19 protein-coding genes are annotated in these 21,795 nt (G+C 68.0%); 6 read left to right on the top strand and 13 right to left on the bottom strand.

Annotation, left to right across the window (positions count from 1 at the left end):
* From WD271_10700 to WD271_10685, 4 genes are all read right to left on the bottom strand, one after another.
* Nucleotides 1-930, bottom strand: a 930-nt coding sequence (locus WD271_10700; protein ID MEX1008298.1) for a DNA methyltransferase, incomplete at its 3' end; no start/stop codon positions are given.
* Nucleotides 931-1,531: 601 nt separating this feature from the next.
* A complete protein-coding gene (locus WD271_10695; GenBank protein MEX1008297.1) occupies nt 1,532-2,479 on the bottom strand; it encodes a sigma-70 family RNA polymerase sigma factor in 948 nt (315 codons plus the stop codon).
* A 386-nt stretch (nt 2,480-2,865) separates the two neighbouring features.
* On the bottom strand, nt 2,866-3,753 hold the full coding sequence (locus WD271_10690; protein ID MEX1008296.1) for a DMT family transporter: 888 nt from the start codon (nt 3,751-3,753) through the stop codon (nt 2,866-2,868).
* A 15-nt stretch (nt 3,754-3,768) separates the two neighbouring features.
* Nucleotides 3,769-5,478 (bottom strand): NAD+ synthase, encoded by a 1,710-nt coding sequence (locus tag WD271_10685; protein ID MEX1008295.1) that lies wholly within the window; start codon nt 5,476-5,478, stop codon nt 3,769-3,771.
* Between the two features lie 27 nt (nt 5,479-5,505).
* Between WD271_10685 and WD271_10680 the strand changes: the two genes are divergently transcribed.
* Nucleotides 5,506-8,286 (top strand): bifunctional [glutamine synthetase] adenylyltransferase/[glutamine synthetase]-adenylyl-L-tyrosine phosphorylase, encoded by a 2,781-nt coding sequence (locus tag WD271_10680; protein ID MEX1008294.1) that lies wholly within the window; start codon nt 5,506-5,508, stop codon nt 8,284-8,286.
* A gap of 6 nt (nt 8,287-8,292) precedes the next feature.
* On the opposite strand, the gene WD271_10675 is transcribed toward WD271_10680, so the two are convergent.
* The 7 genes from WD271_10675 to glnA form a co-directional block, all read right to left on the bottom strand.
* Nucleotides 8,293-10,131 carry a carbamoyltransferase gene (locus WD271_10675; protein ID MEX1008293.1) on the bottom strand — a complete coding sequence of 613 codons (1,839 nt, stop codon included), beginning with the start codon at nt 10,129-10,131 and terminating at the stop codon, nt 8,293-8,295.
* The gene (locus WD271_10670) at nt 10,128-11,822 is read right to left on the bottom strand and encodes a hypothetical protein (GenBank protein MEX1008292.1); all 1,695 of its coding nucleotides are present in this window, start codon (nt 11,820-11,822) and stop codon (nt 10,128-10,130) included. The genes WD271_10675 and WD271_10670 overlap by 4 nt, the downstream gene beginning before the upstream one ends.
* 78 nt (nt 11,823-11,900) lie before the next feature.
* Nucleotides 11,901-12,068: a DUF5989 family protein gene (locus WD271_10665; protein MEX1008291.1), complete on the bottom strand. Its 168-nt coding sequence runs from the start codon at nt 12,066-12,068 to the stop codon at nt 11,901-11,903.
* Nucleotides 12,069-12,096: 28 nt separating this feature from the next.
* Entirely contained in the window at nt 12,097-12,282 is a 186-nt protein-coding gene (locus WD271_10660; GenBank protein MEX1008290.1) for a hypothetical protein, read from the bottom strand.
* Nucleotides 12,283-12,384: 102 nt separating this feature from the next.
* Nucleotides 12,385-12,798 carry a type II toxin-antitoxin system VapC family toxin gene (locus tag WD271_10655; protein MEX1008289.1) on the bottom strand — a complete coding sequence of 138 codons (414 nt, stop codon included), beginning with the start codon at nt 12,796-12,798 and terminating at the stop codon, nt 12,385-12,387.
* A 3-nt stretch (nt 12,799-12,801) separates the two neighbouring features.
* Nucleotides 12,802-13,029 carry an AbrB/MazE/SpoVT family DNA-binding domain-containing protein gene (locus WD271_10650; protein ID MEX1008288.1) on the bottom strand — a complete coding sequence of 76 codons (228 nt, stop codon included), beginning with the start codon at nt 13,027-13,029 and terminating at the stop codon, nt 12,802-12,804.
* A 37-nt stretch (nt 13,030-13,066) separates the two neighbouring features.
* Entirely contained in the window at nt 13,067-14,470 is a 1,404-nt protein-coding gene (gene glnA, locus WD271_10645; protein ID MEX1008287.1) for a type I glutamate--ammonia ligase, read from the bottom strand.
* 385 nt (nt 14,471-14,855) lie between these two features.
* Between glnA and WD271_10640 the strand changes: the two genes are divergently transcribed.
* Complete coding sequence (locus tag WD271_10640; protein ID MEX1008286.1) at nt 14,856-16,181, top strand: glutamine synthetase family protein; 1,326 nt, start codon at nt 14,856-14,858, stop codon at nt 16,179-16,181.
* Nucleotides 16,181-16,873, top strand: coding sequence for a response regulator transcription factor (locus tag WD271_10635; protein MEX1008285.1), 693 nt, complete (start codon nt 16,181-16,183; stop codon nt 16,871-16,873). The genes WD271_10640 and WD271_10635 overlap by 1 nt, the downstream gene beginning before the upstream one ends.
* Here WD271_10635 and WD271_10630 read toward each other — a convergent pair whose 3' ends face one another.
* On the bottom strand, nt 16,874-17,029 hold the full coding sequence (locus tag WD271_10630; protein ID MEX1008284.1) for a hypothetical protein: 156 nt from the start codon (nt 17,027-17,029) through the stop codon (nt 16,874-16,876).
* Between the two features lie 49 nt (nt 17,030-17,078).
* Here WD271_10630 and WD271_10625 point away from each other — a divergent pair, with 49 nt between their 5' ends.
* Nucleotides 17,079-18,326 (top strand): amidohydrolase family protein, encoded by a 1,248-nt coding sequence (locus WD271_10625; GenBank protein ID MEX1008283.1) that lies wholly within the window; start codon nt 17,079-17,081, stop codon nt 18,324-18,326.
* Nucleotides 18,327-18,395: 69 nt separating this feature from the next.
* Nucleotides 18,396-19,067 (top strand): hypothetical protein, encoded by a 672-nt coding sequence (locus WD271_10620; protein ID MEX1008282.1) that lies wholly within the window; start codon nt 18,396-18,398, stop codon nt 19,065-19,067.
* On the opposite strand, the gene WD271_10615 is transcribed toward WD271_10620, so the two are convergent.
* Nucleotides 19,056-20,774: a 2Fe-2S iron-sulfur cluster-binding protein gene (locus WD271_10615; GenBank protein ID MEX1008281.1), complete on the bottom strand. Its 1,719-nt coding sequence runs from the start codon at nt 20,772-20,774 to the stop codon at nt 19,056-19,058. The genes WD271_10620 and WD271_10615 overlap by 12 nt on opposite strands.
* 20 nt (nt 20,775-20,794) lie before the next feature.
* Here WD271_10615 and WD271_10610 point away from each other — a divergent pair, with 20 nt between their 5' ends.
* The gene (locus WD271_10610) at nt 20,795-21,673 is read left to right on the top strand and encodes a hypothetical protein (protein ID MEX1008280.1); all 879 of its coding nucleotides are present in this window, start codon (nt 20,795-20,797) and stop codon (nt 21,671-21,673) included.
* Nucleotides 21,674-21,795 lie beyond the last annotated feature (122 nt).

The raw sequence follows: 21,795 nt of genomic DNA, 5'->3' as shown, positions 1-21,795 counted from the left end.
CTCCCGGGACGGCTCGAACGGCGTTGTCGGATGCCAGTGGGGTATCGAGTCAGCATCGAAAGACTGTCCTCGTGCACGCGCCGCGTCGCTGATTGGTTCCTGCCAACGCTTCCGACAAGTCGCGCAGCGCACGGACTGGAGCACGGGGACGCTTGTCGACCAACGAAGCGAGCGCTTTGCCCAGTCGGCGCCGCACCCGGAACAGTGGATCGTGGGCGCCACTGCGCCCGTGGTCGCGTCCACTCCGCCCAACCAGAACACGATCTCAGTGGCGCATGTTGGACATGCGAAGACGTCCGACCAGACCGTGTACTCGATCACGGCGCCGCCACGGCATGAGGTGCACGGCGTCCCGTACAGAAATCGCTCAAGACTGCTCTGCTGAGTGAGGAGCGTCGCTGCACTAGACGCGAACAGCGCCGGGTCGATCGGCGTCACATAGTTGTTGGCGATGTGGACGGCTGCCGGTGAGAGATCGGAGAGCAGACCCTGGCGACCGCTCATCAGACTCGCCACGCCGGTCATCCCCGACCCGCAGAAAGGATCGAGTACCCAATCGCCGGGGTCGGTGTAGTGCTCGATCAGCCGAGCGATGCCCTCGGGCGGAACCTTGGTGTGATAGCTGTGGGCCCGGTAGTAGATGGAGCCCTTGCGGCCCATTATCTCAGCCCGGTCTGGCTCACGCGGTTCAAGCGCAGCGGTGTCCGTGCTGAGAGGCTCAAAGGCGGGTGACGTTGCCCCATCCATCAGCCGCAGCTGCACCGGCACCCCTTCCGCGCACTCCCCGGCCTGTCGACCCGACAGTTGCAATTCCACCTCTGTAGCAACCGCCCTTTGGGTGTCCCGCGGAAGATTACCGGGCTCTTCAAGATGGAGCCGGGATGCCGAGACGGCCCCACGCGTGGGGTGATATTCGGATGAATCGAACACGTGTTCGATCGTAGGATAGGGGTACGACAGGCAAGATTCGCGGATGCTGGCGTCTCAGGTCGGGAGGCGGAAGCCCGTCTGCCGGTCCCACTCAAGCTCGGAACTCTGCTTGTGCGTCTGGAGAGCGTTTCGAACGGTTCGCTGCCAACGCGCCGACTTTCCATTGGTGGCGATGGGAGCCCGGTCCTGCTCATCGAGCTCCACGTACGCGCTGACGAGCGCATAGACGTCCTGGAGCGTGAGCCACTGATCGCGAGGCGCGTGCGAACGTAGAACGTCCCAGGCCTGACCGGAAGTGAGCATGTCGTCAATACTTATCAGATCGTCGCGGACCGGCGCTTGAGCCGAGGCCCGGCGCTATGCACGGGCTATCAACCTCCGGACCTTCGTCCCGCTACTTGGTTCCAGCCAACGAGTTCTGCCTGACGCGCACGAGCTGACGAAGGAAACCTTCACCGGTCGTACACGAGAACCGCGGTCAGACCTGAAGGTGGGTTCGAAAGGCGCCCTACAAGTTCCGCGAAATTTCTGGTCGCGCTCGCAGCCGCCACGGGTCAAGGCGTCACATCGTCACTCGCGCTCGCTTCGAACGAGCGGGGTGTCAAACAGCCAGGAGGTCGCGGGCGCCGGTGTCGGCGGAGGGGTGCCGCAGCTTGCTCATGGCGCGGGCCTCGATCTGGCGGATGCGCTCGCGCGTGAGGTTGAAGTGCTCCCCCACCTCTTCGAGCGTGCGCGGTTCGCCACGGTCGAGCCCGAAGCGCAGCGCCAGGATCTGACGCTCACGCTCGTCGAGCGGCGCGAGCAGCTTCTCGATCTCGTCGGGCAGCAACGCGGTGGCCGCGACCTCGAAGGGCGATTCGGCCGAGCGGTCCTCGACGATGTCACCGAGCTCGGCGTCGCCGTCTTCGCGCAATGGCTCCGACAGCGACAACGGTTCGGCTGCGAACCGGAGCGCCTCGGTGACCTTGTCCTCGGGCATCTCGACCTCGGCCGACAGCTCGGCGAGCGTGGCCGCCCGGCCGAGCTTCAGCTCGAGGCGTGACCGCGCCTTCTGGAGACGCGCCAGCGTGTCGCCCGCGTGCACGGGGAGGCGGATCGTGCGACCGGTGTTGGCGATCCCGCGCGTGATCGCCTGACGGATCCACCATGTTGCGTACGTGGAGAACTTGAAGCCCTTGCGCCAGTCGAACTTCTCGACGGCGTGCATCAGGCCGAGGTTGCCCTCCTGGATGAGGTCGAGGAGCGGCAGGCCCGAGGCCTGGTACTTCTTGGCGATCGACACGACGAGGCGCAGGTTCGACTGTACGAACGTGCGCTGGGCGTCGTCACCCTGGCGGGCCGTGCGCCGGAGCTCGCGCTTCTTGGTGGGCGTGAGCTCCTTGCCGCCGCCGACCAGCTCCTCGCGGGCCGAGTTGCCCTGCTCGATCTGTTGGGCGAGCCGGACCTCGTCGTCCTTGGTGAGGAGGGGGTACTGCCCGATATCGGTGAGATAGAGGCGGACGAGATCTTCCTCGTCGCGTTCGACTCGCTCTTTCGCCACCCGGGGCATCCTTCTCTCGTCGTGGTGCGTGGAATCGCAAGAGAGGCACGGGGCCCGGGCGACGCTGCAGGCCTCGGCTCCGCTGGCTCGCCTGTAACGATACCGGCCCCGTCAAGAGTCTCCACAGGGGTTGTGGGAAACAGAAACCGCAGGTCAGGGGGCCTCGAGCGAGAGCGAACGGCTGCGAGCCGGGTATCCCGGCTCGCAGTGAATGTCACGAAGGGGGCCCCCCCGGTGGGATCGGCGCTTCCGCGATCACGTTCGCCTCGGGTCGCCAGGCCCTGTACCTGTCGTCGAGACGGGCCCGCACGGACTCGACCGCCGGGATGACGCTTTTCCACAGGACTCTCACCGATCCGGGCCCGAGGGATTTGCACCCGGGTGCCGGGCGCTGGTCACGCGACCTCCTCCGCCGGCTGCGCAGCGTCGCGCTCGGACGCCGATCCGAGCTCCGACACCGCGATGCCCACGAGGATGATCGCAGCGCCGGCGACCTGCTCCGCCGCGAAGCGTTCACCACTGATGTAGCCGGCGAGACCGGCGAACACCGGCTCCGCCAGCAGGATCAACGCCGCACGCGCAGCCGGGATGCGGCGCTGGCCCCATAACTGGAGAGGCAGCGCGATCGCCGAGCACGCCACTCCGGTGAAGATCACCGCGAACACCGCGAGCGCGGTGAGCTTCCCGACGCCCTGCGCGGTGGCCGCCGGGAGCGAGAGCACCGCGACCATCCCGAGCTGCATGCCCGTGAACGCGGCAGGCGGGAGGCGGCGCGCGTACGCACCCAAGTACACGATGTGACCCGCGAAAAGCAGCGCGCACGCGAGCGTGAGGAGCTCACCGCTTCCGAGGTGGACGTCGGCGCCGGTGAGCAGGTAGAGACCGATCGTGGCGAGCACGATTCCTCCCCACACCGCGCGCTCGGGCGTGCGGCGGTACACCACCGCCTCGACCACCGGCGTGAGCACCACATAGAGACCGGTGATGAACGCCGACGTGGAAGGCGTCGTGTACTGGAGGCCGACGGTTTGGGTCGCGTATCCGCCGAAGAGCAGCACACCGGCGATCGTGCCCGCGCGCCAGAGGAGCCGGCGATCACGCATGCCGCGTGCGGCGATCCAAGCTGGGGGCGCGACGAAGAGCAGCGCGATGCCGAAGCGACCGACGAGGTACGCGAACGGCGTGATGTCCTCGAGCGCGTCGTGGACCAGCGGGAACGTGACGCCGTAGAGCAGCGCCGCGAGCACGAGCGCGGCTTCAGCCGCGAACCGCGCCTGGCGCACGACTCCGCTTCGTTCCTAGCCCGGCCAGCGGTTGACGATCGGGAGACGCCGGTCCTTGCCGAACGCCTTGGGCGACACGCGCACGCCCGGGGGCGCTTGACGGCGCTTGTACTCGTTGCGATCGATCAGCCGTGCCACCCGTCGCACCGTGTCGGCATCGAAGCCCTGCTCTTCGAGCTCGGCGATCGAGAGGTCACCCTCGACGTAGCCCTCGACGATCGGGTCGAGCGTCGCGTACTCGGGCAACGAGTCGGAGTCTTTCTGATCGGGCCGCAACTCTGCGCTCGGCGGCTTCTCGAGCACGACTTCGGGGATCAGCGCACGCCCGGCCCGTTCGTTGCGGTCGCGCGCGAGCGCGTACACGAGCATCTTGGGCACGTCTTTTATCACCGCGAACGCGCCCGTCATATCGGCGCCGTACAGCGTTGCGTAGCCGGTAGCCATCTCACTCTTGTTCCCCGCGGTCAGCACGAGGCCGCCGAGCTTGTTGCTCAGCGCCATCAGCACGGTGCCGCGTATCCGCGCTTGGAGGTTCTCCCCTGCGAGTCCCGGTTCGGTTCCGAAGGGTTCCGCGAGCATGTCGAGAAACGCAGTGTGGGCGGGCTCGATCGGGATCGTCATGGTGCGGATGCCGAGGTTCGCAGCCAACGCCTCGGCGTCGGTGACGCTCCCCGCGCTCGAGTAGCGCGACGGCATGAGCACACCGGTGACGTGCTCAGGTCCGAGCGCGTCGGCGGCGATCGTGGCCACGAGCGACGAGTCGATGCCACCCGAGATCGCGACGAACACGTCGGCGACGTCGTTCTTCTGGACGTAGTCGCGGGTGCCGAGGACCAACGCCTCGTACACCTCGTGCACGGGCTCCAGCAGCGGCTCGATGCGGGTGGGCGCGCCGCGCTCGCCGACCCGCGGCTCGCTGACCATCACTTCGCGCAACGGCTCCGCCCGCACGCGTCCGCGCGGATCGAGCAAGCGGCGACGGAATGCGGGCCGGACGTCGACATCGACGACCAGGAGATCTTCCTGAAACTGCTTCGCTCGTGCGACGAGATGCCCGCGTTCGTCGAAGAGCATCGAGGCGCCGTCGAAGACGAGCTCGTCTTGCCCGCCCACGAGGTTCACGTAGAGCACGGGTACCGACGCGTCGGCCGCTCGCGTCGCGAGCATCGTTGCTCGCTCACGGATCCGTCCCGCGTAGTAGGGGGACGCGTTGATGTTCACGACGAACTCGGCGCCGCCGGCGGCCTGAGTGACGATCGGACCACTCGGGCTCCACGCGTCTTCGCAGATCGACATCGCGACTCGCACGCCTGCCACCACGAACAGCGGACCGTCGACAGTGGATGGCGCGAAGTAGCGCTGTTCGTCGAACACTGCGTAGTTCGGAAGCAAGTGCTTGTGGTACACGCCGAGCACGCGACCGTTCGCGCACACCGCGGCGGCGTTGTAGAGATCGCGGGCGGCTTCGGGAAAGCCCACCACCGCGGCGGCGCGACCCGTACGCGCGGCCAACTTCTCGAGCACCTCAGCAGAACGCGCGACGAACGAGGGACGGAGCAGCAGGTCTTCGGGTGGGTAGCCCGTGAGCGCGAGCTCCGGGAACGCGACGAGGTCGCAGCCGGCGGCCTCCGCTCGCTCGTAGGCGTCGATGATGCGCGCCGCGTTGCCGTCGAGATCACCGACGATCACGTTGAGTTGCGCCGCCGCAATGCGGAGCCGGGGCATGGCTTCAGGATACGCGACACTGCCCACATGGCCGGCAGCGAGAGGGTGCTCGAGAACGCGGCGCTCGCCGGGGCCATCGACCGGTCAGCTGACGCCTCGATCGCGCACACCGTGTTGGCCCGCGTGGCCGAGGCGCAACCGACTGTCGCCGACGAGTTGGCGGGCAACGCGCTCCTCCGTGACGGTCTGATCGCGCTGGCGTGCGCATCGCGGTCGTTGTCGTCGGCGGTGATCGCCGACGCGACGCTGCTCGACCCCCTACGCGACGCCGATGCCTTCGCGCACGAGCAAGGGATCGACGACTACCGCGCCTCGTGGCGGGACGCGGGCAGTGCCGACCAACGTGGCCTGCGGCGATGGAAGCGCCGCGAATTGCTTCGCATCGCCAGCCGCGACCTGCTCGGTACCGCCGACCTCCCCGCGGTCGGACGCGAGCTCGCCGCACTTGCGCAGGTGTGCCTCGAGGCGGCGCTCTCCATCGCCGAGAGCGACCGGCCGTTCGCGGTGATCGGGATGGGAAAACTCGGCGGACGCGAGCTCAACTACGCAAGCGACGTCGACGTGCTCTTCGTACACGACGGCGACGGCGAGAGTGCCGAGCGCGTCGCGCGCTCGGTGCTCACGACGATGACAACCACCACCGAAGACGGGATCGTCTTCCGCACCGACGCCGACCTGCGACCGGAAGGCCGGAGCGGCCCGCTCACGCGAACGGTCGACAGCTACCGGTCGTACTACGAGGGTTGGGCACAGACGTGGGAGTTCCAGGCGCTGTTGAAGGCGCGGCCGGTTGCGGGTGACCCCCTGCTCGGCGACCGTTTCATGAAGCTGACGCGGCCCTTCGTGTGGCCCGACGTGCTCCGCCCGGACGCGGTGCGCGAGATCCGCGCGATGAAGGGACGCTCGGAAGACGTCACCGATCGCAAGGGCCTGGGCGATCGTGAGCTCAAGCGCGGTCGTGGAGGCATCCGCGACATCGAGTTCGCGGTGCAGCTCCTCCAGCTCGTGCACGGCCGGCACGACGACACGGTGCGGAGCCCGACGACGCTCGATGCGCTGCGCGCGCTGTCGTCGTCGGGATACGTCGAGCGCGCCGACGCCACGCGCCTCGACGATGCGTACCGGTTCCTCCGCACCGTCGAGCACCGTCTCCAGATCTACGACGAGCAGCAGACCCACACCATCCCGACTGACGGGCGAGCACGCACGCGCCTCGCGCGCGTGCTCGGCTACCGCGACCACGCGGACCGCAACGCGCTCGAACTGTTCGAGGCCGGCCATCGGGCGCACCAGGCCACCGTGCGCTCGATCCACGAGCGGCTCTTCTTCGCGCCAGTGCTCGACACGCTCGCCGGCGCAGGTCCGTTGTCGCCCGAGGCTGCCGAGGAACGGCTCGCCGCCTTCGGGTTCACCGACGTGGAACGCACGCGCGCCGCGGTGCGCGAGCTCGCGTTCGGGGTCACTCGTCGCTCGAAGCTGATGCAGCAACTCTTTCCCGTCATCCTCGAGTGGCTCTCGGAGACCCCCGATCCGGACCTCGGGTTGCTCCAGCTCCGCAGGCTGGCCGAGGGGCCGGCCCGGTCTGCATCGCTCGCCACTACGTTTCGCGACGCGCCGGTCGCGGCCGAACGGACGTGCATCCTGCTGGGATCGAGCCGCGTCGTCGGCGACGCCCTGCGCCGTCAGCCCGAGTTCGTCGACCTGTTGGGTGACGACGACGCGCTGCGCGCGGAGAAGCCGCGCGCAGAGCTCGTGGCCGATGCGCTCGACACACTCGAGTGGCGGGAGAACGCGGAACAGCGACGGGAGGGGCTGCGGCGCTTCAAGCGACGCGAGCTGCTCCGCATCGCGGCGCGCGACCTGCTCGGCTTCGCACCGCTCGAGGTCGCCGAACGAGAGCTCACCGGCCTCGCCGAGGCGTGCCTCGAGGCCGCGCTCGCCTCGCTCGAGCCACCGGTGCCGTTCGCCGTGATCGGCGTGGGACGCCTGGGAGGGGCCGAGCTGTCGTACGCCTCCGACATCGACGTGCTCTTCGTGTACGGCGGCGACGGCGCAGCCGACTTCGACGTCGCGGAGCGGATCGCCGAAGGCCTCGTCACCGAGATCGGCGCGACGACGTCCGAAGGTCAGACGTTCCGTATCGACGCGCGACTGCGCCCGGAGGGCAACCAGGGGCCGCTCGCCCGGTCGCTCGCCGGGTATGCCAACTACTACGAGCGCTGGGGCCTTACCTGGGAGAGGCAAGCGCTGTCGAAGGCTCGGGTCGTGGCCGGCGAGGCCGAGCTCGGCGCACGGTTCCTCGAGCTCGTCGAACACGTCGTGTACGGACAGCCTTTCACCGACGACGACATGCGCGAGGTCCGGCGCATGAAGGCACGCATCGAGCGCGAACGCATCCCGCCGGGCGAAGATCCGCAGTTCCACCTGAAGCTCGGGCGCGGCTCGTTGTCCGACGTAGAGTTCCTGGTCCAGCTGCTGCAGCTCCAGCACGGCGGCGAGCGCCCCGAGCTCCGCGTGCCGGGAACGATCGACGCGTTGACCCGGCTGCGCGACGCCGGCTTGCTTGCCGACGACGACGTGGCTGCGCTCGAAGCCGCCTACCGGTTCTGTGAGCGCGCGCGCAACGCCCGCTACCTACAGAGCGGCAGCCCATCGGACGCGCTCCCCCGAGATCGCGCCATGATCGAGAAACTCGGGTTGATGCTCGACTACGTGCATCAACCGGCGACGTCCTTGCGTGACGACTACCGCCGGCTGACGCGCCGAGCGCGCCGCGTGGTCGAGCGCGAGTTCTACGGCACGAAGTGACGGTGGTCAGTCGAGCACGAAGTCGACCGACCAGTCATCGGCGTCGGCGAACGCAGGCTGGTCGGCCTTGTCGAGCAGGCAATCCTCGAGCACGAGCGTGTCCATCTCGGTGCGCATGAAGCAGCGGTACGCGTCCTCGGGCGTACAGACGATCGGTTCACCGCGCACGTTGAACGAGGTGTTGATGAGCACCGGGCATCCGGTCAGCTCATCGAACGCCGTCAGGATCTCGTGGAACTGCGGGCTCGTGTCGCGGGACACAGTCTGCAGGCGCGCCGAGTAGTCCACGTGGGTCACGGCCGGGATCTCCGACCGCACCTCGTTGACCCAGGATCGCAGGTCGGTACTCCCGTGGTCCGCGTCGGGACTGCTGCGAAGCTCTGGCCGCACGTCGGCCACGAGGAGCATGTAAGGCGACTCGACGCCCAGGTCGATGTCGAAGCACGTCGACGCCTGCTCCGCGAGCACGGCTGGGGCAAAGGGACGGAACGACTCCCGGTACTTGATCTTCAAGTTCATGATCGACTGCATCGTGGACGACCGCGGGTCGCCGATGATCGACCGGTGCCCGAGGGCGCGTGGGCCGAACTCCATGCGACCCTGCAAGAGGCCGACGACCTTCCCGTCGGCGACGAGGCGCGCGATGCGTCGGGCGCGCTCGGCGCCGGTCACACGTTGGTAGGGGTAGTTGTTCGCGTCGAGCCACGCGACGATCTCGTCGGGCATGAACCGCGGGCCGAGGTAGGCGCCGCGCATCCGGTCGTGCACGCCGTCGGCTTCGCGCGGGTTGTCCAAGATCTGGTGCCATCCGTACAGCGCGGCGCCGACCGCCCCGCCCGCGTCGCCGGCCGCCGGTTGAATCCAGATTCGCTCGAACGGTCCCTCGCGGAGCAACCGGCCGTTCGCCACGCAGTTCAGCGCCACACCGCCCGCAAGACACGCGTCGCGCTCCCCCGTGACCTGGGCAGCCGTGCGCGCCATGCGCAGCACGATCTCCTCGGTGACCTCCTGGATCGATGCTGCGAGGTCGAGCTCGCGCTGGGTGATGTCCGACTCGGGCTCGCGAGGAGGGCCGCCGAAGCGCGCGTCGAACCGCCGGTTCGTCATCTCGAGCCCGGTGAGGTAGCCGAAGTAGCGCATGTCGACGCGGAACGAGCCATCGTCGCGGAGGTCGATCAGGTCGCTCAGGATCGAGTCGACGTACTTCGGCTTGCCGTACGGCGCGAGGCCCATCAACTTGTACTCGCCGGAGTTTACGCGGAAACCGCAGAAGTAGGTGAACGCGGAGTACAACAACCCGAGCGAGTTCGGGAAGTTCATCTGCCGGACCAGCGTCACCCGGTTGCCACGGCCGACGCCGATGCTGCTCGTTGCCCATTCCCCGACGCCGTCGAAGGTGAGCACGGCGGCGTGCTCGAACGGTGAAGGGAAGAACGCGCTGGCCGCGTGGCTCTCGTGGTGCTCGGTGAACCACAGTTGCTTCGGCATCGCGTAGCCGAGATCGCCGAGCCCGCGTTCGAGCTCGTAGGGAATCCAGAGCTTCTCGTCGGTCCACGCGGGAATCGCGTGCGTGAACGAGCGCAAGCCGGCCGCGCCGACCTTCAGGTACGTCTTGAGCAGTCGCACGAACGTCGTGAGGGGCTTGTCGTAGTACACGACCGCGTCGAGACCACGCGCGTCCACACCGCCGCGCCGCAGGCAATACGAGATGGCGTGGCGCGGGAAGCGGGCGTCGTGCTTCTTGCGGGTGAAGCGCTCCTCCTGCGCCGCCGCGACGAGAGCACCGTCCTGCACGAGGGCGGCGGCAGAGTCGTGGTAGAAGGCGCTCACACCGAGGATGTTCACCGTGACGCGTTCCGTGACTCGTCGGCCTTCTGCAGTTGTGCCCTGAGGTGCTCGTACATCGCCTCCGCGACGCGGTGAGCACCGTCCTCGTTGATGTGCACGAAGTCGCTCAACACCGGCCGGGTCATTCCGTCGAGCGACCGACCGAGATCGATGTAGGGCGTCGCCTTCAGGAGGTTCCTTGCCTCCTGCGTCGCGGGATCCCACCGCTCGGGCTCGTAGCTCGGGAGGGCGCGGTACCGCTCCTCGTCGGCGAGCAGGCGCTTGGTGAACACGGTCGGTTGGTAGAAGAACAGGGGGCGGAACCCATGTGCGCGTCCGAGCGCGGTCACCAGCATCGCCGCGCGCTTCTCGATCGAGGCCGCGTTCTGGCCGGCTTGCACCGACTCGGGCGACGCCGGAGCCGAGCTCGTGTGGTGCTCCTCCACTCCCTTCGCGAATCGAACCGGCTGCTTGCCCGGCGGGTCGACGAGGTCGCTGATCGCGTCGTACACACGATGCGAGGCAGCCTGGTCCCAGTACGCCGAGATCACGTCGGACACGCTCGTGCCGCCGTCGTCGTCGGAGGCGGGTGCAGGCTTCCGCTTGACCGCGGGTTCCGCTGGTGGGTTCGAGCTCGGGAGCGCGGCGGCGTCCGACGCGCTGCTCGACCCGTCGAACGGGTTGTACGGATCCGGGGAGAGCCGAATGTTGAGTTGCCATGCCAGATCGTTGAAGCCGTCGTAAAACACGACGACATCGGGCTTCCCAGCCTTCGCGATCAACTCCTCGAGCAAACCGAGCTCCATCCACGTCGACGTCGCCGGGCGCCCATAGTTGCGCACCTCGATCGGTAGCCCGTCGGCCTCGGCGATGCGCGCGACCTCCGACGGGATCGTGTGCTCGTCGCGTTGGATGTCGCCGAACAGCGCGGAACCGCCGAAGAACCACACCTTCAGCCGGCCGCCGCCCGCCGGCTGGTAGCTGCGGCGGACACCGTTGACCAGGGTCAGGTAGCGACCACGGAAGTCCGCGTATCGATACCCGAGATATGTGTCGGGGGTGGCGACGAGCTGGTTCTGCTCCGCGACGAAGTCTCGTGCCCACGGGCTGTCCTGCAGCGCCGGTTGGTCCTCGATGGCCATCGAGTCGTCGGCCGCAGCCGCCGGGCTGCGCGAAGCGTCACTCACCTGGTCGTACACCCAGCCCGCGCCCAGGTCGGCAGCGAGGATCAGCACGACCACGCCGACGGCCGTCGCCAGGCGCAGGATCGGCCGGCGGCGGTGCTTCGCCTCACCGATGCGAGCAAAAAGCGCGCGCTCGTCGGCGAACTGCCGCTCCGGCATCGAGCGCGCGCGCCGCGGGTGCCAGAACGATGCGTCGGTGCGGCGCGTCCCCGGCGCGAGCGGATCGTGCCCGACGACGCGCATCACGATCGCAACCGGCGTGAACACCAGAAGGTTCACTGCGGTGAGCAGCACGAGGGTCAGCGCCCGACCGACCGTGTGACCGAAGCGGCGCAGGACAGCTTCGATGCGGCCGCTCCCGGCCGGCCATGCCCACGACGCCGCAGTGAGCACGATCGCCGCGACCACGATCGCAAGCGCGACGACCGCGAAGCCCAGCCACCACAGCACTGCGCCGAGCGCAACCGCGATCGCGATGCGGAGCAGGCCCGCCCGCGCGCGACTCCGAGGCTTCGGACTGGGCAATTCGCCCAGTTCTCCCCATGTCCACTGCGACACGAGCTCCCCCCTGGGCCCCCGGTGCCGTTCTTCACCCGCGCGGGCTCAGAACAACGTGTACAGCGTGTACGGCGCCGCTGCCTGCCCGGCGACGACCGCGAGCGCCACAACTGCGAGGAGGAGCACGAGTGGTACCACCCACCAGGCGCGGTTGGAAACCGCGTAGCGGACGAACTCTCCCCCCAAGCGTGCCGAGTGGCGCACTCTGCGCACGGGCAGATACTACGACGACCGCGCCCGTTCAGTGACGAGGAGTGCGCCGCGCCGTGCCGATCAGCGCCGCCCCTCCCAGGGCACAGATCACGCCGATCACCAGCCACAGGGCTTCTCCGGTCATGAACGATCCGTGGATCCAACCTGCGCCCTGCCCGATCCACACGACGCCGACGAGGAGCAGGACGGCACCGACGGCGACGCGGATCCACATGGTTCCTCCCGAGAATGGTCCCGTACTCTGACCCCATGTTGCTGGACGGCATGAACCACGTGGGGATCATCACGAGCGGGGACTCGACCTGTTCCGGTGATCTCAGGTGTGGGGCGTGATGAGTTGCACCGTCGGGAAGTAGGTACGGTAGCGGGCGCCGTCGCGGGTCAGCAGCGACATGTCGTCGACGGCGGCGTGCGCCCCGATGTAGAAGTCCGGCAGGGTCGACGTCCTCGTGCCGCCGCTGCGGCGGTAGTCGAGGAACGCCTTGCCGGCCAGGAACGCCGCCTCCCACGGAAGCTGCGCTCGCCGGTAGTCCTCGGGCGGCAGCGCCTCCTCGAGGTCCTCGATCCGCGAGAACCGCACCGACACCTCGGCGTAGATGATCGGGTTGATCCACAGCGGCCCCACCTCGGCAGCGTCGGCCAACGCTTCCATCGACCCGGCGAAACAGGTCTCGTCCTCGGTGAGCACGTCAAGCAACACGTTGGTGTCGACGAGCGTCCCGTGCGGCACCCCTCAGCCGCCTCGGGTGAGCGCCATTATCTCATCGGTCGTCATGGCGACGTCACCTCGGCCTCGCAGCCGTTCCGCCAGCCGGCGCCCACGGGACGGGCCGTCGGTGGCCTTACGGATCACGATGGTGTCGTCGGACCGCTCGAAGTCGACCTCGCTGCCCGCCCCGATGCCGAGCTCGTCGCGCAGCTCCTTGGGGATAGTGACCTGACCCTTCTCCGTGACTCGCATGGTAGGAATCCTACCAGTCTTACTTCACCCGCGCAGGCTAGATGTCGTAGTAGAGGGCGAACTCCCAGGGGTGCGGGCGTAGGCGGATTGCGTCGACCTCGTTGACCCGCTTGTACTCGACCCACGTCTCGATCACGTCGGGTGTGAACACACCACCCGCGAGCAGGTACTCGTGGTCGTTCTCGAGCGCGTCGAGCACCTCCGGGAGCGAGCCCGGCACCTGTGGCACCTTCGCCAAGTCCTCGGGGGGCAGGTCGTAGAGGTCGCGGTCGAGCGGCGCGGGTGGCTCGATGCGGTTCTGGATCCCGTCGAGCCCGGCCATGAGCATCGCCGGGAACGCGAGGTACGGGTTGCACGACGGGTCGGGGCAGCGGAACTCGAGCCGCTTCGCCTTCGGGCTCTTCGAGTAGAGCGGGATGCGCACCGCGGCGGAGCGGTTCCGCTGCGAGTACACGAGGTTCACCGGCGCCTCGTATCCCGGCACGAGACGCTTGTAGGAGTTCGTCGTCGGAGCCGTCAGCGCGAGCAGCGACGGGGCGTGCACGAGCAGACCGCCGATGTACCACCGCGCGAGGTCGGACAGTCCGGCGTAGCCCTTCTCGTCGAAGAAGAGGGGCTCACCGCCCTTCCAGAGCGACTGGTGCACGTGCATACCGGACCCGTTGTCCTGGAAGAGAGGCTTCGGCATGAAGGTGACGCTCTTGCCCGCACGACGCGCGACGTTCTTGACGACGTACTTGTAGAGCATGAGCTTGTCGGCCATCGCTGCCAGCGAGTCGAAGCGCATGTCGATCTCGGCCTGACCTGCCGTGCCCACTTCGTGGTGCTGCACCTCGATCGGGATACCGACCTGCTCGAGCGTGAGGAGCATCTCGGAGCGGAGGTCCTGGTACTGGTCCATCGGTGGGACGGGGAAGTACCCCTCCTTGTACCGGATCTTGTAACCGAGGTTCGGGCTGCCGTCGAGCTCACGCTCGCGTCCCGCGTTCCACGCGCCCTCGATCGAGTCGAGGTAGTAGAAGCCCGAGTACTGGTTCTGGTCGTAGACCGCAGAGTCGAAGATGTAGAACTCCGCTTCGGGACCGAAGTACGCGGTGTCGGCGATGCCGGTGCCGCGCAGGTAGTCCTCTGCCTTCTTCGCGATGTAGCGCGGGTCGCGCGTGTACGACTCGCCGGTCACCGGGTCCTCGACGAAGCAGTTGATGTTCAGCGTCTTGTGCTTCGTGAACGGGTCGATGATCGCGGTGTTGGGGTCCGGCTTGAGGAGCATGTCGGATTCCTGGATCTCCTGGAAGCCGCGAATCGACGAACCGTCGAAGCCGAGGCCCTCGTCGAAGACGTCCTCCGTGAGCTCATGGGCGGGAATCGAGAAGTGCTGCATGAGACCGGGTAGGTCACAGAATCGCACGTCGACGACGTCGACGACCTCGTCCTGCAACATCCGGAGGACGTCACTCGGAGTAGCCACCTGCGTTACCTACCTTTCGACCTCTCGGCCTTTCGACCTCTCGGCCTTTCGACCTCTTGTCGGTTCGAGCGGCGGGAGCCTACGCCGGTTCCCGCCCACCACGACGAGCCGGCCTGAGGAGCGAACGGCTGCGAGCCGGGTATCCCGGCTCGCAGTGAGCGACCCATGATGCAGGAGCGAACGGGTGAGCGACCCATGTGTGGGGACCGCGGACGCAGGCTCGCAGGACGCGGTTTCGGGGTCGTTGCCCAAATGTGAATGGCCTGTGAACGGGCTGTCCTCAGGGCGAACGGGGGTCTTGGCCGATGCCAGAATTGGCGATCGGTCGCGGCGTTCGCCCAGATAGAAGGTCACCACCATGCAGCACCAGTCCGACTACGTGCTCCGAACCGTCGAAGAACGAGGGGTCCGGTTCGTGCGGCTCTGGTTCACCGACGTGCTCGGTTCGCTCAAGAGCTTCGCCATCACGCCGGCGGAGCTCGAGACCGCGCTCGAGGAAGGCATGACCTTCGACGGGTCGGCGATCGAGGGTTACACGCGGGTCCAGGAATCCGACATGCTCGCCGTCCCCGACCCCAACACGTTCGAGATCCTCCCGTGGCGCGGCGACGACGCTCCGGTCGCGCGCATGTTCTGCGACATCAAGCACCTGTCGGAGGAGCCGTTCGAGGGTGACCCCCGGCATGTGTTGAAGCGCAATCTCGAACGAGCGCGCGACAAGGGCTTCACGTTCTATGTCGCGCCGGAGATGGAGTTCTTCATCTTCGAGTCGGCCAAGGAGCCCAAGCCACTCGACCACGCCGGGTTCTTCGACCTCACGCAGCTCGACATGGTGAGCGACTTGCGGCGCCAGACGATCGTGACGCTCGAGGCGATGGGCATCCCCGTCGAGTACAGCTTCCACGAGCTCGGTCCGAGCCAGCACGAGATCGACCTGCGCTACACCGACGCGCTCACGATGGCCGACAACGTGATGACGTTCCGAGTCGTCGTCAAGCAGGTGGCGACGGATCTCGGCGTGTACGCGACGTTCATGCCCAAGCCGATCGAGGGCGCGTTCGGGTCCGGGATGCACTCGCATCTGTCGCTGTTCGAGGGCGACGTCAACGCCTTCCACGACTCGGGCGACGAGTACGGCCTGTCCGAGATCGGCAAGTGCTTCATCGCGGGTTTGCTCGTCCACGCGCGCGAGATCACTGCGATCACGAACCAGACGGTGAACTCCTACAAGCGGCTGATCGAGGGGTACGAGGCCCCGGTGCACGTGTGCTGGGCGCGCAACAACGAATCCGCACTCGTCCGTGTGCCGGTGCCCAAGAAGGGCAAGGAGAGCTCGACGCGGATCGAATTCCGTTCTCCCGACCCCGCGTGCAACCCGTACCTCGCGTTCTCGATGATGCTCGCGGCCGGGCTCCGCGGCATCGAGAAGGGCTACGAGCTCCCCCCCGAAGCCACGAACAACATCTACGAGATGACCCCGGAGGAACGCGCTGCGGAGGGCATCGGTTCTCTACCGCAAAGCCTCGCCGAAGCGATTGCTGTCATGGAAGACTCGGAGCTCGTGGCCGAGTCATTGGGTGAGCACGTGTTCGACTACTTCATCCGCAACAAGCGGCGCGAGTGGAGCGACTACAAGAGCAGCGTCACGCCGTGGGAGCTCGATCGGTACCTGGGATCGCTGTGATGGCACCCGATCCCTTACTCGTCTTCCCCGACCCACCGCCGCCTCTGCTCGCGCAGACCCTCGACCTTGCCGGTCATCCGTGGAAGGCGGTCGGCAACGTGTCGATTGCGACGCAGGCGGAGCCGGCCGACGGCTGGGGTGGGGCGGTGGTGTGCGCCGACGAAGACCCGGAAGGCGCGTTCGGCATCTGCCGCGCGCTGCGCAAGCGCGACAGCTCGCTCGAGCCCGTGCTGCTGCTCGTGTCCGGCGCGCAGCTTGCGGAGCTCGAGATGCGCGAAGACCTCTTCGACGACTTCTGCCTCACGCCGTTCCACCAGAAGGAGCTCGAGGCGCGCCTCCGGCACCTGTTCTGGCGGACCGGTCGGGGCGCACGTCCGGAGATCGTCGAGTACGGCGACCTCGTGCTCAACCTCGAGACCTACCAGGCCGCGCTGTCGGGCAAACCGCTCGACCTCACGTACATGGAGTACGAACTGCTGAAGTTCTTCGCTACGCATCCGGGCAAGGTGTTCACGCGCGAGCAGCTGCTGTCGCGCGTGTGGGGCTACGAGTACTACGGAGGCGCGCGCACGGTCGACGTGCACGTGCGACGGTTGCGGGCGAAGCTCGGCGAGGAGCACGCTAGTCTCATCCAGACGGTGCGGTCCGTCGGCTACCGCTTCGGCACCCAGCGCTGGACGCCCGGCCAGTAGTTACTCGCCCGGCGTCGCGCCCGGTCCCGCGCGGCGATCGGCGTCGTCGACGAGGAGCCAACCCATCAGGGCGCTCCAGATCGCACCGCCGAACATGATCAGGACCGGAAACACCAGCAGCATGATGGCGGCGATGATGATCCCGCCGGCGGCCATGCGCGCAGAGTAGCGGTCTACGCTGGGCACGAGCGAGAGGGGGACTCTCATGGAGCGCTTCGTGGTGATCTCGGCCGACTGTCACGCCGTCGGCCGCCCCGACGACTTCACGCCGTACCTCGAGTCGAAGTACTTCGACGCGTACGCGGAGTCGTGGGACAGGAGGGCCGAGTTCGCGGAGGGCCGCGCCAAGGCGTCGGAGGAGGGCGGGTTGCTGTTCTCGCGCGAGACGCTCGACGAGTACCACGGCCACGAGGAGACCGAAGCAGTCGCCGGCGGTACGGCAGGTCAGTGGGATTCCGAGCGACGCATCAAGGAGCTCGAGGACGACGGCGTCGTGGGTGAAGTCGTGTTCCCGAACGGTGGCCCGTTCGTGAGTGGACGCGGCGGTGAGCCGTACTCGCGGGAGCTCCGCACCGCGGGGCTGCTTGCGTACAACCGCTGGCTGGCCGATTTCTGCGCTCAGGCGAAGGGACGGCGCGCAGGGATCGCGCAGCTCCCGATCCACGACATCGACCTCGCGGTCGCGGAGATCCAGACGGCCGCGGCTGCCGGGCTGAAGGGCGTGTCGGTCCCGATCCTGTTCGACGATGCCGAGGCAGCACCGCTCTACCACGAGCGGTACGAACCACTGTGGGCCGCCTGCGCGGCGCAGGGAATGCCCGTGCACGTGCACGGCGGCGCCGGTCCCGACTACGGCGGTGGGGTCGAGCCACTCACGCGCATCATGCTGTACGTGACCGAGGTGCCGATGTGGCCCAAGCGCATCCTGTGGTTCCTCCTCTGGAACGGCACGCTCGAGCGCCACCCCGATCTGCGCCTCGTGTTCACCGAGGGCACCTCGGATTGGGTGCCGGCGTCGGTGAGCTACCTCGACTATCTCTACGAGTCCAAGGACTTCGCGCACATCCGACAGGTGCTCCCGATGAAGCCGAGCGAGTACTGGCAGCGTCAGTGCTACGTGGGTGCGTCGTCGGTGTCGCGCGCGGAAACCGACATGCGTTACGACATCGGCGTCGAGAACATGATGTTCGGGTCCGACTACCCGCACGTCGAAGGCACGTGGCCGCGCACGTACGACTGGGTACGCGCCACGCTCGGCGGCATCCCCGAGGACGAGCAACGGTTGATCCTGGGTGCGAACGCAGCGCGCCTCTACCGCTTCGACCTCGACGAGCTCGACGAGATCGCGCAGCGCGTCGGCATCCCGGTGCCCGACCTCGCCGAGCGGTTCGACAGCCCGGCGCTCGCGCACACCCAGGTCGACCGGCCCGGCGCCATGTTGGATCACGTCTGACGGTCCTTGAAATCGGCACATTCGCACTGCAACATCACGGAAGCGACACACTTCAATGAGGGGGTCACAGTGGACGACAGCAAGTGGGAACGGTGGGGCGCGCTCGGAGGAATCCTGTTCGCGGTGCTCGTGGCGATCACATTCTTCCTGCCGGGGAGCCCACCGAAGACATCGGACTCGGCGACGAAGATCGCGAAGTTCATCGCCGACAAGGACGACGCGCTCCGGTGGTCGGGATACATCGGCGCCGTCGCGGTCATCCCGCTGTACTGGTGGCTGGGGTCGGTCTGGCGCCTCATGCGGCGAAGCGAAGGTGGATCGCCGCGGCTGGCCGTGGCCGCGCTGAGCGGCGCGGTGTTCGCGTCGGTGTTGGCGACGATCGGCGGGGTCACGCTCGCGGTGCTACCGATCGTCGGCGTGCGAACCCTCGGCACGGGAGGCGCGCGGACCTTCTACCTCCTGAGCACGAACCTCGCCATCTCCACCGAGTTCGGGCTCGCGGTGTTCCTCGGCGCGTTCTCCGCGCTGATCATCCGGAGCCGCGTGCTGCCGCCGGTGCTCGGCTGGCTCGGCGCGCTCATCGCGCTCGTCGCAGTCGTGGGCGGCGCGGCGGTGGCAACGACGCGCGACGCGATCTTCGTCGTCGCGTTCGTGGCGTTCCTTGCGTTCCTCGTGTGGGTGCTCGTCGTGAGCATCCTCATGCTGCGCGGACCGCAGGAATCCGCGGCGTCAGCGGCGTAGCCGTCGCGCGGCGGGCGTGTCTCGGGCGGGGAACCGCTCGGGACGCGTCCCCGCGTGCTCACTGATCGCGTTCCACGTCGCGGCCGCGACCGCGGCGAACACGGCATCGGACGCCCGCGCGAGCGCGGGCCCGGGGTCGTTGGCGATCTCCACGTCGATCGGCGGTGTGTCCTTGGCGCGGATCACGCCGAACGAACGGATCGTGAGGTCGTGCACCTCGCCGGTCACCGGATCGACCGCAATGCCCTCGGTGAGCACCCACCCGAGCGCCATGTGCGCGGCCCCGATCGCGTAGGAGCGGAGCACCACCTCGTCGAGCGGATCGCCTGCCGCCACACGCACGGCGACACGCGCGATCGAACTGTCCTCCCGTAGATCGACATGCGCCCCAGCGAGCGCGCCACTCGAACCGCACCCGCACGACTCGAGCAGCACACGGGCAACGCGCTCGTCGCGTACGAGGCCGCGGCGATCGACTCCCGCTTCGGTAAGAGCGCCTTCGACGAGCACGGTCCGTTCCGCCAGCCCCACCGCACGGAGGTGTGACGCGGTCGAAGGACCGGGGACAGATCGCTGCTCCCACGTTCCGACTTCCTCGATGCGGTACGGCCAGTCGATCGCGGTGCGGTAGGTATCGAGCGGACCGGCTGCGACACCTTCGAGCGCGACGCGCTCGCCGTCGAAGACAGCGGTGCCCGCGATCGGTGGACGCTTCGGTCCGAGCCGCACCACGTCTTCACGCGAGAACACCACACGCACCGTGCGGCCAGTCGCGTCGGCGAGCTCGCGCGCGGCGGTGGCAACGGGTGACGTCTCCTTCCCACCGAACGCGCCACCGTTCGCGAGCGGCGACGCCGGCGTACCACCCGGTTCGCACCACGACGCGTCCGGCTCGAGGTACGCAGGCTCCACCCATCCCGTGGCGAGCCGCACACCGCCCGCCGGAAGCACCGGGAGCGAGAGCGGCCACGAGAGGTCGACGGTGGTGCGCCGCCCTTGCACCTTGCCCGCGAACGTGCGCGCCTCGTGCAGTGAGTCGGCAACGACCCACCGAACGCCGGCGGCTTCGATCGACGGCGCCTCCGAACCGGGAGGGAGCGGCACCGCCACGAGCGCATCGCGCGGCGCGCGGTCGTCGGCAAATCCACCAACGCCTAACGGGATCTCCGAGCCAACTCGCTGCGGCACTCCGCCTTCGAGCACGGCGCGCCGGGTGGCGCCGTCGCCGCGCGCGCGCGAAGTTCTTGGCGCGGCGCGGTCGATCGCCTCGTAGACCGTCTCCCAGCCGGTACAGCGGCACAGGTGCGCGGCGAGCGCGCGGTCGAGGTCGACGCGAGCGGTACGGCCCTTCCCACGCAGCCACGCCGCCCGCACGAGGATGCCCGGCGTGCAGAACCCGCACTGCGAGCCACCGGCGTCGGCGAAGCCCGCGGCGAGCTCCGCGCGTTCGGCTGCCTCGAGACCCTCGACGGTGGTCACCACCCGCCCCGCGACCCGGATCACCGGGGTGACGCACGCGACGCGGGGATCGCCGTCGACGAGCACCGTGCAGCACCCGCACTGCCCCTGCGGCGCGCAGCCATCCTTCGCCGACACGATGCCGAGACGCTCGCGGAGGACCGAGAGGAGTGACTCCCCGGGAAAGCAGTCGACCTCGATGGTTTCGCCGTTGCAGGTGAACGCGACCCGATCCCAACTAGCGCTCACGGTCAGGCAGGATAGGGGTCGTGTCTTCCGACCCGGCTGTGTCCAGGCGTGCGTTCCTCGGCACTGGCCTCGCGGTCGTGGGCGGGCTCGTCGCCGCGCGTGCCGCTCCGGCCAACGCCGCCGCGAGCAAGACGCGCGTGGTCGCGATCCCGTTCTCGTCGGACCTCTACGCGTCACCCGACCCGCAGCGGTTCACCATCGTGCTCCAGCAGGGAAGCAGCGACGGCATCAAGTACGTGAGCGGCCCGCCGGTCTCGGTGCGCTTCAAGGGTCCGAACGGCGACTGGTCGGAACTCATGCCCATGCGGCTCGATCGTCAAGGTTTGCCGAAGGGGCGGGGGGTGTACCGCACCGAGGCGACATTCGGCGAACCCGGTGTCTGGGACGGCGCAGCCCAGTTCCAGGGGAAGACCACCAAGTTCTCCATGCAGCTGCCCGCCACGGCAATGGCGCCGGTGCCCGGGCAAGCGGCGCCGCGTGCGGCCTCGCCCACCAAGACCGACACGCTCGGAGTGAAGCCGATCTGCACGCGGGTCCCGCAGTGTCCGCTCCACACGGTGTCGCTGTCGGACGTCATCGGCGCCGGACGGCCGGTCGCGGTGCTGTTCGCGACCCCGGCACTCTGTACGTCCCAGTACTGCGGGCCCGTGCTCGACGAGTTGCTCTCGATCCGCAAGCCCTACGAGGACCGCATCACGTTTGTGCACGTCGACATCTACAAGAACCTGCGGGCCAGCGCCCCGTCGCCCACAGTGACCGCGTGGCAGCTACCGAGCGAGCCGTGGCTCTACACGATCGACGGCGCCGGAAACATCGTCGCGCGCATCGACACCGCGTTCGGCAAGAGTGAGATGCAGGGGCTCTTCGACCAGTTGGTGACGGTCAGCGGCGCTTCGTAGCTTTGCGCGCCGCGCGCTTCACGGTCTTCTTCGCAGCCCTCTTCTTCGCCGTCTTCTTCGCGACCCGCTTCTTCGCCGTCTTCTTCGCGACCCGCTTCTTCGCCGTCTTCTTCGCGACCCGC

Source organism: Acidimicrobiia bacterium, assembly GCA_040880805.1.
Lineage (GTDB): Bacteria > Actinomycetota > Acidimicrobiia > IMCC26256 > DASPTH01 > DASPTH01.
This window is presented reverse-complemented; position numbering and strand designations above follow the sequence as displayed.

Excerpts from the sequence above, each read along its gene's own strand:
- WD271_10695 (MEX1008297.1), bottom strand. The coding sequence starts at position 2,479 with ATGCCCCGGGTGGCGAAAGAGCGAGTCGAACGCGACGAGGAAGATCTC.
- WD271_10685 (MEX1008295.1), bottom strand. The coding sequence starts at position 5,478 with ATGCCCCGGCTCCGCATTGCGGCGGCGCAACTCAACGTGATCGTCGGT.
- WD271_10680 (MEX1008294.1), top strand. The coding sequence starts at position 5,506 with ATGGCCGGCAGCGAGAGGGTGCTCGAGAACGCGGCGCTCGCCGGGGCC.
- WD271_10660 (MEX1008290.1), bottom strand. The coding sequence starts at position 12,282 with ATGTGGATCCGCGTCGCCGTCGGTGCCGTCCTGCTCCTCGTCGGCGTC.
- WD271_10650 (MEX1008288.1), bottom strand. The coding sequence starts at position 13,029 with ATGCGAGTCACGGAGAAGGGTCAGGTCACTATCCCCAAGGAGCTGCGC.
- glnA (MEX1008287.1), bottom strand. The coding sequence starts at position 14,470 with ATGTTGCAGGACGAGGTCGTCGACGTCGTCGACGTGCGATTCTGTGAC.
- WD271_10640 (MEX1008286.1), top strand. The coding sequence starts at position 14,856 with ATGCAGCACCAGTCCGACTACGTGCTCCGAACCGTCGAAGAACGAGGG.
- WD271_10635 (MEX1008285.1), top strand. The coding sequence starts at position 16,181 with ATGGCACCCGATCCCTTACTCGTCTTCCCCGACCCACCGCCGCCTCTG.
- WD271_10630 (MEX1008284.1), bottom strand. The coding sequence starts at position 17,029 with ATGGCCGCCGGCGGGATCATCATCGCCGCCATCATGCTGCTGGTGTTT.
- WD271_10625 (MEX1008283.1), top strand. The coding sequence starts at position 17,079 with ATGGAGCGCTTCGTGGTGATCTCGGCCGACTGTCACGCCGTCGGCCGC.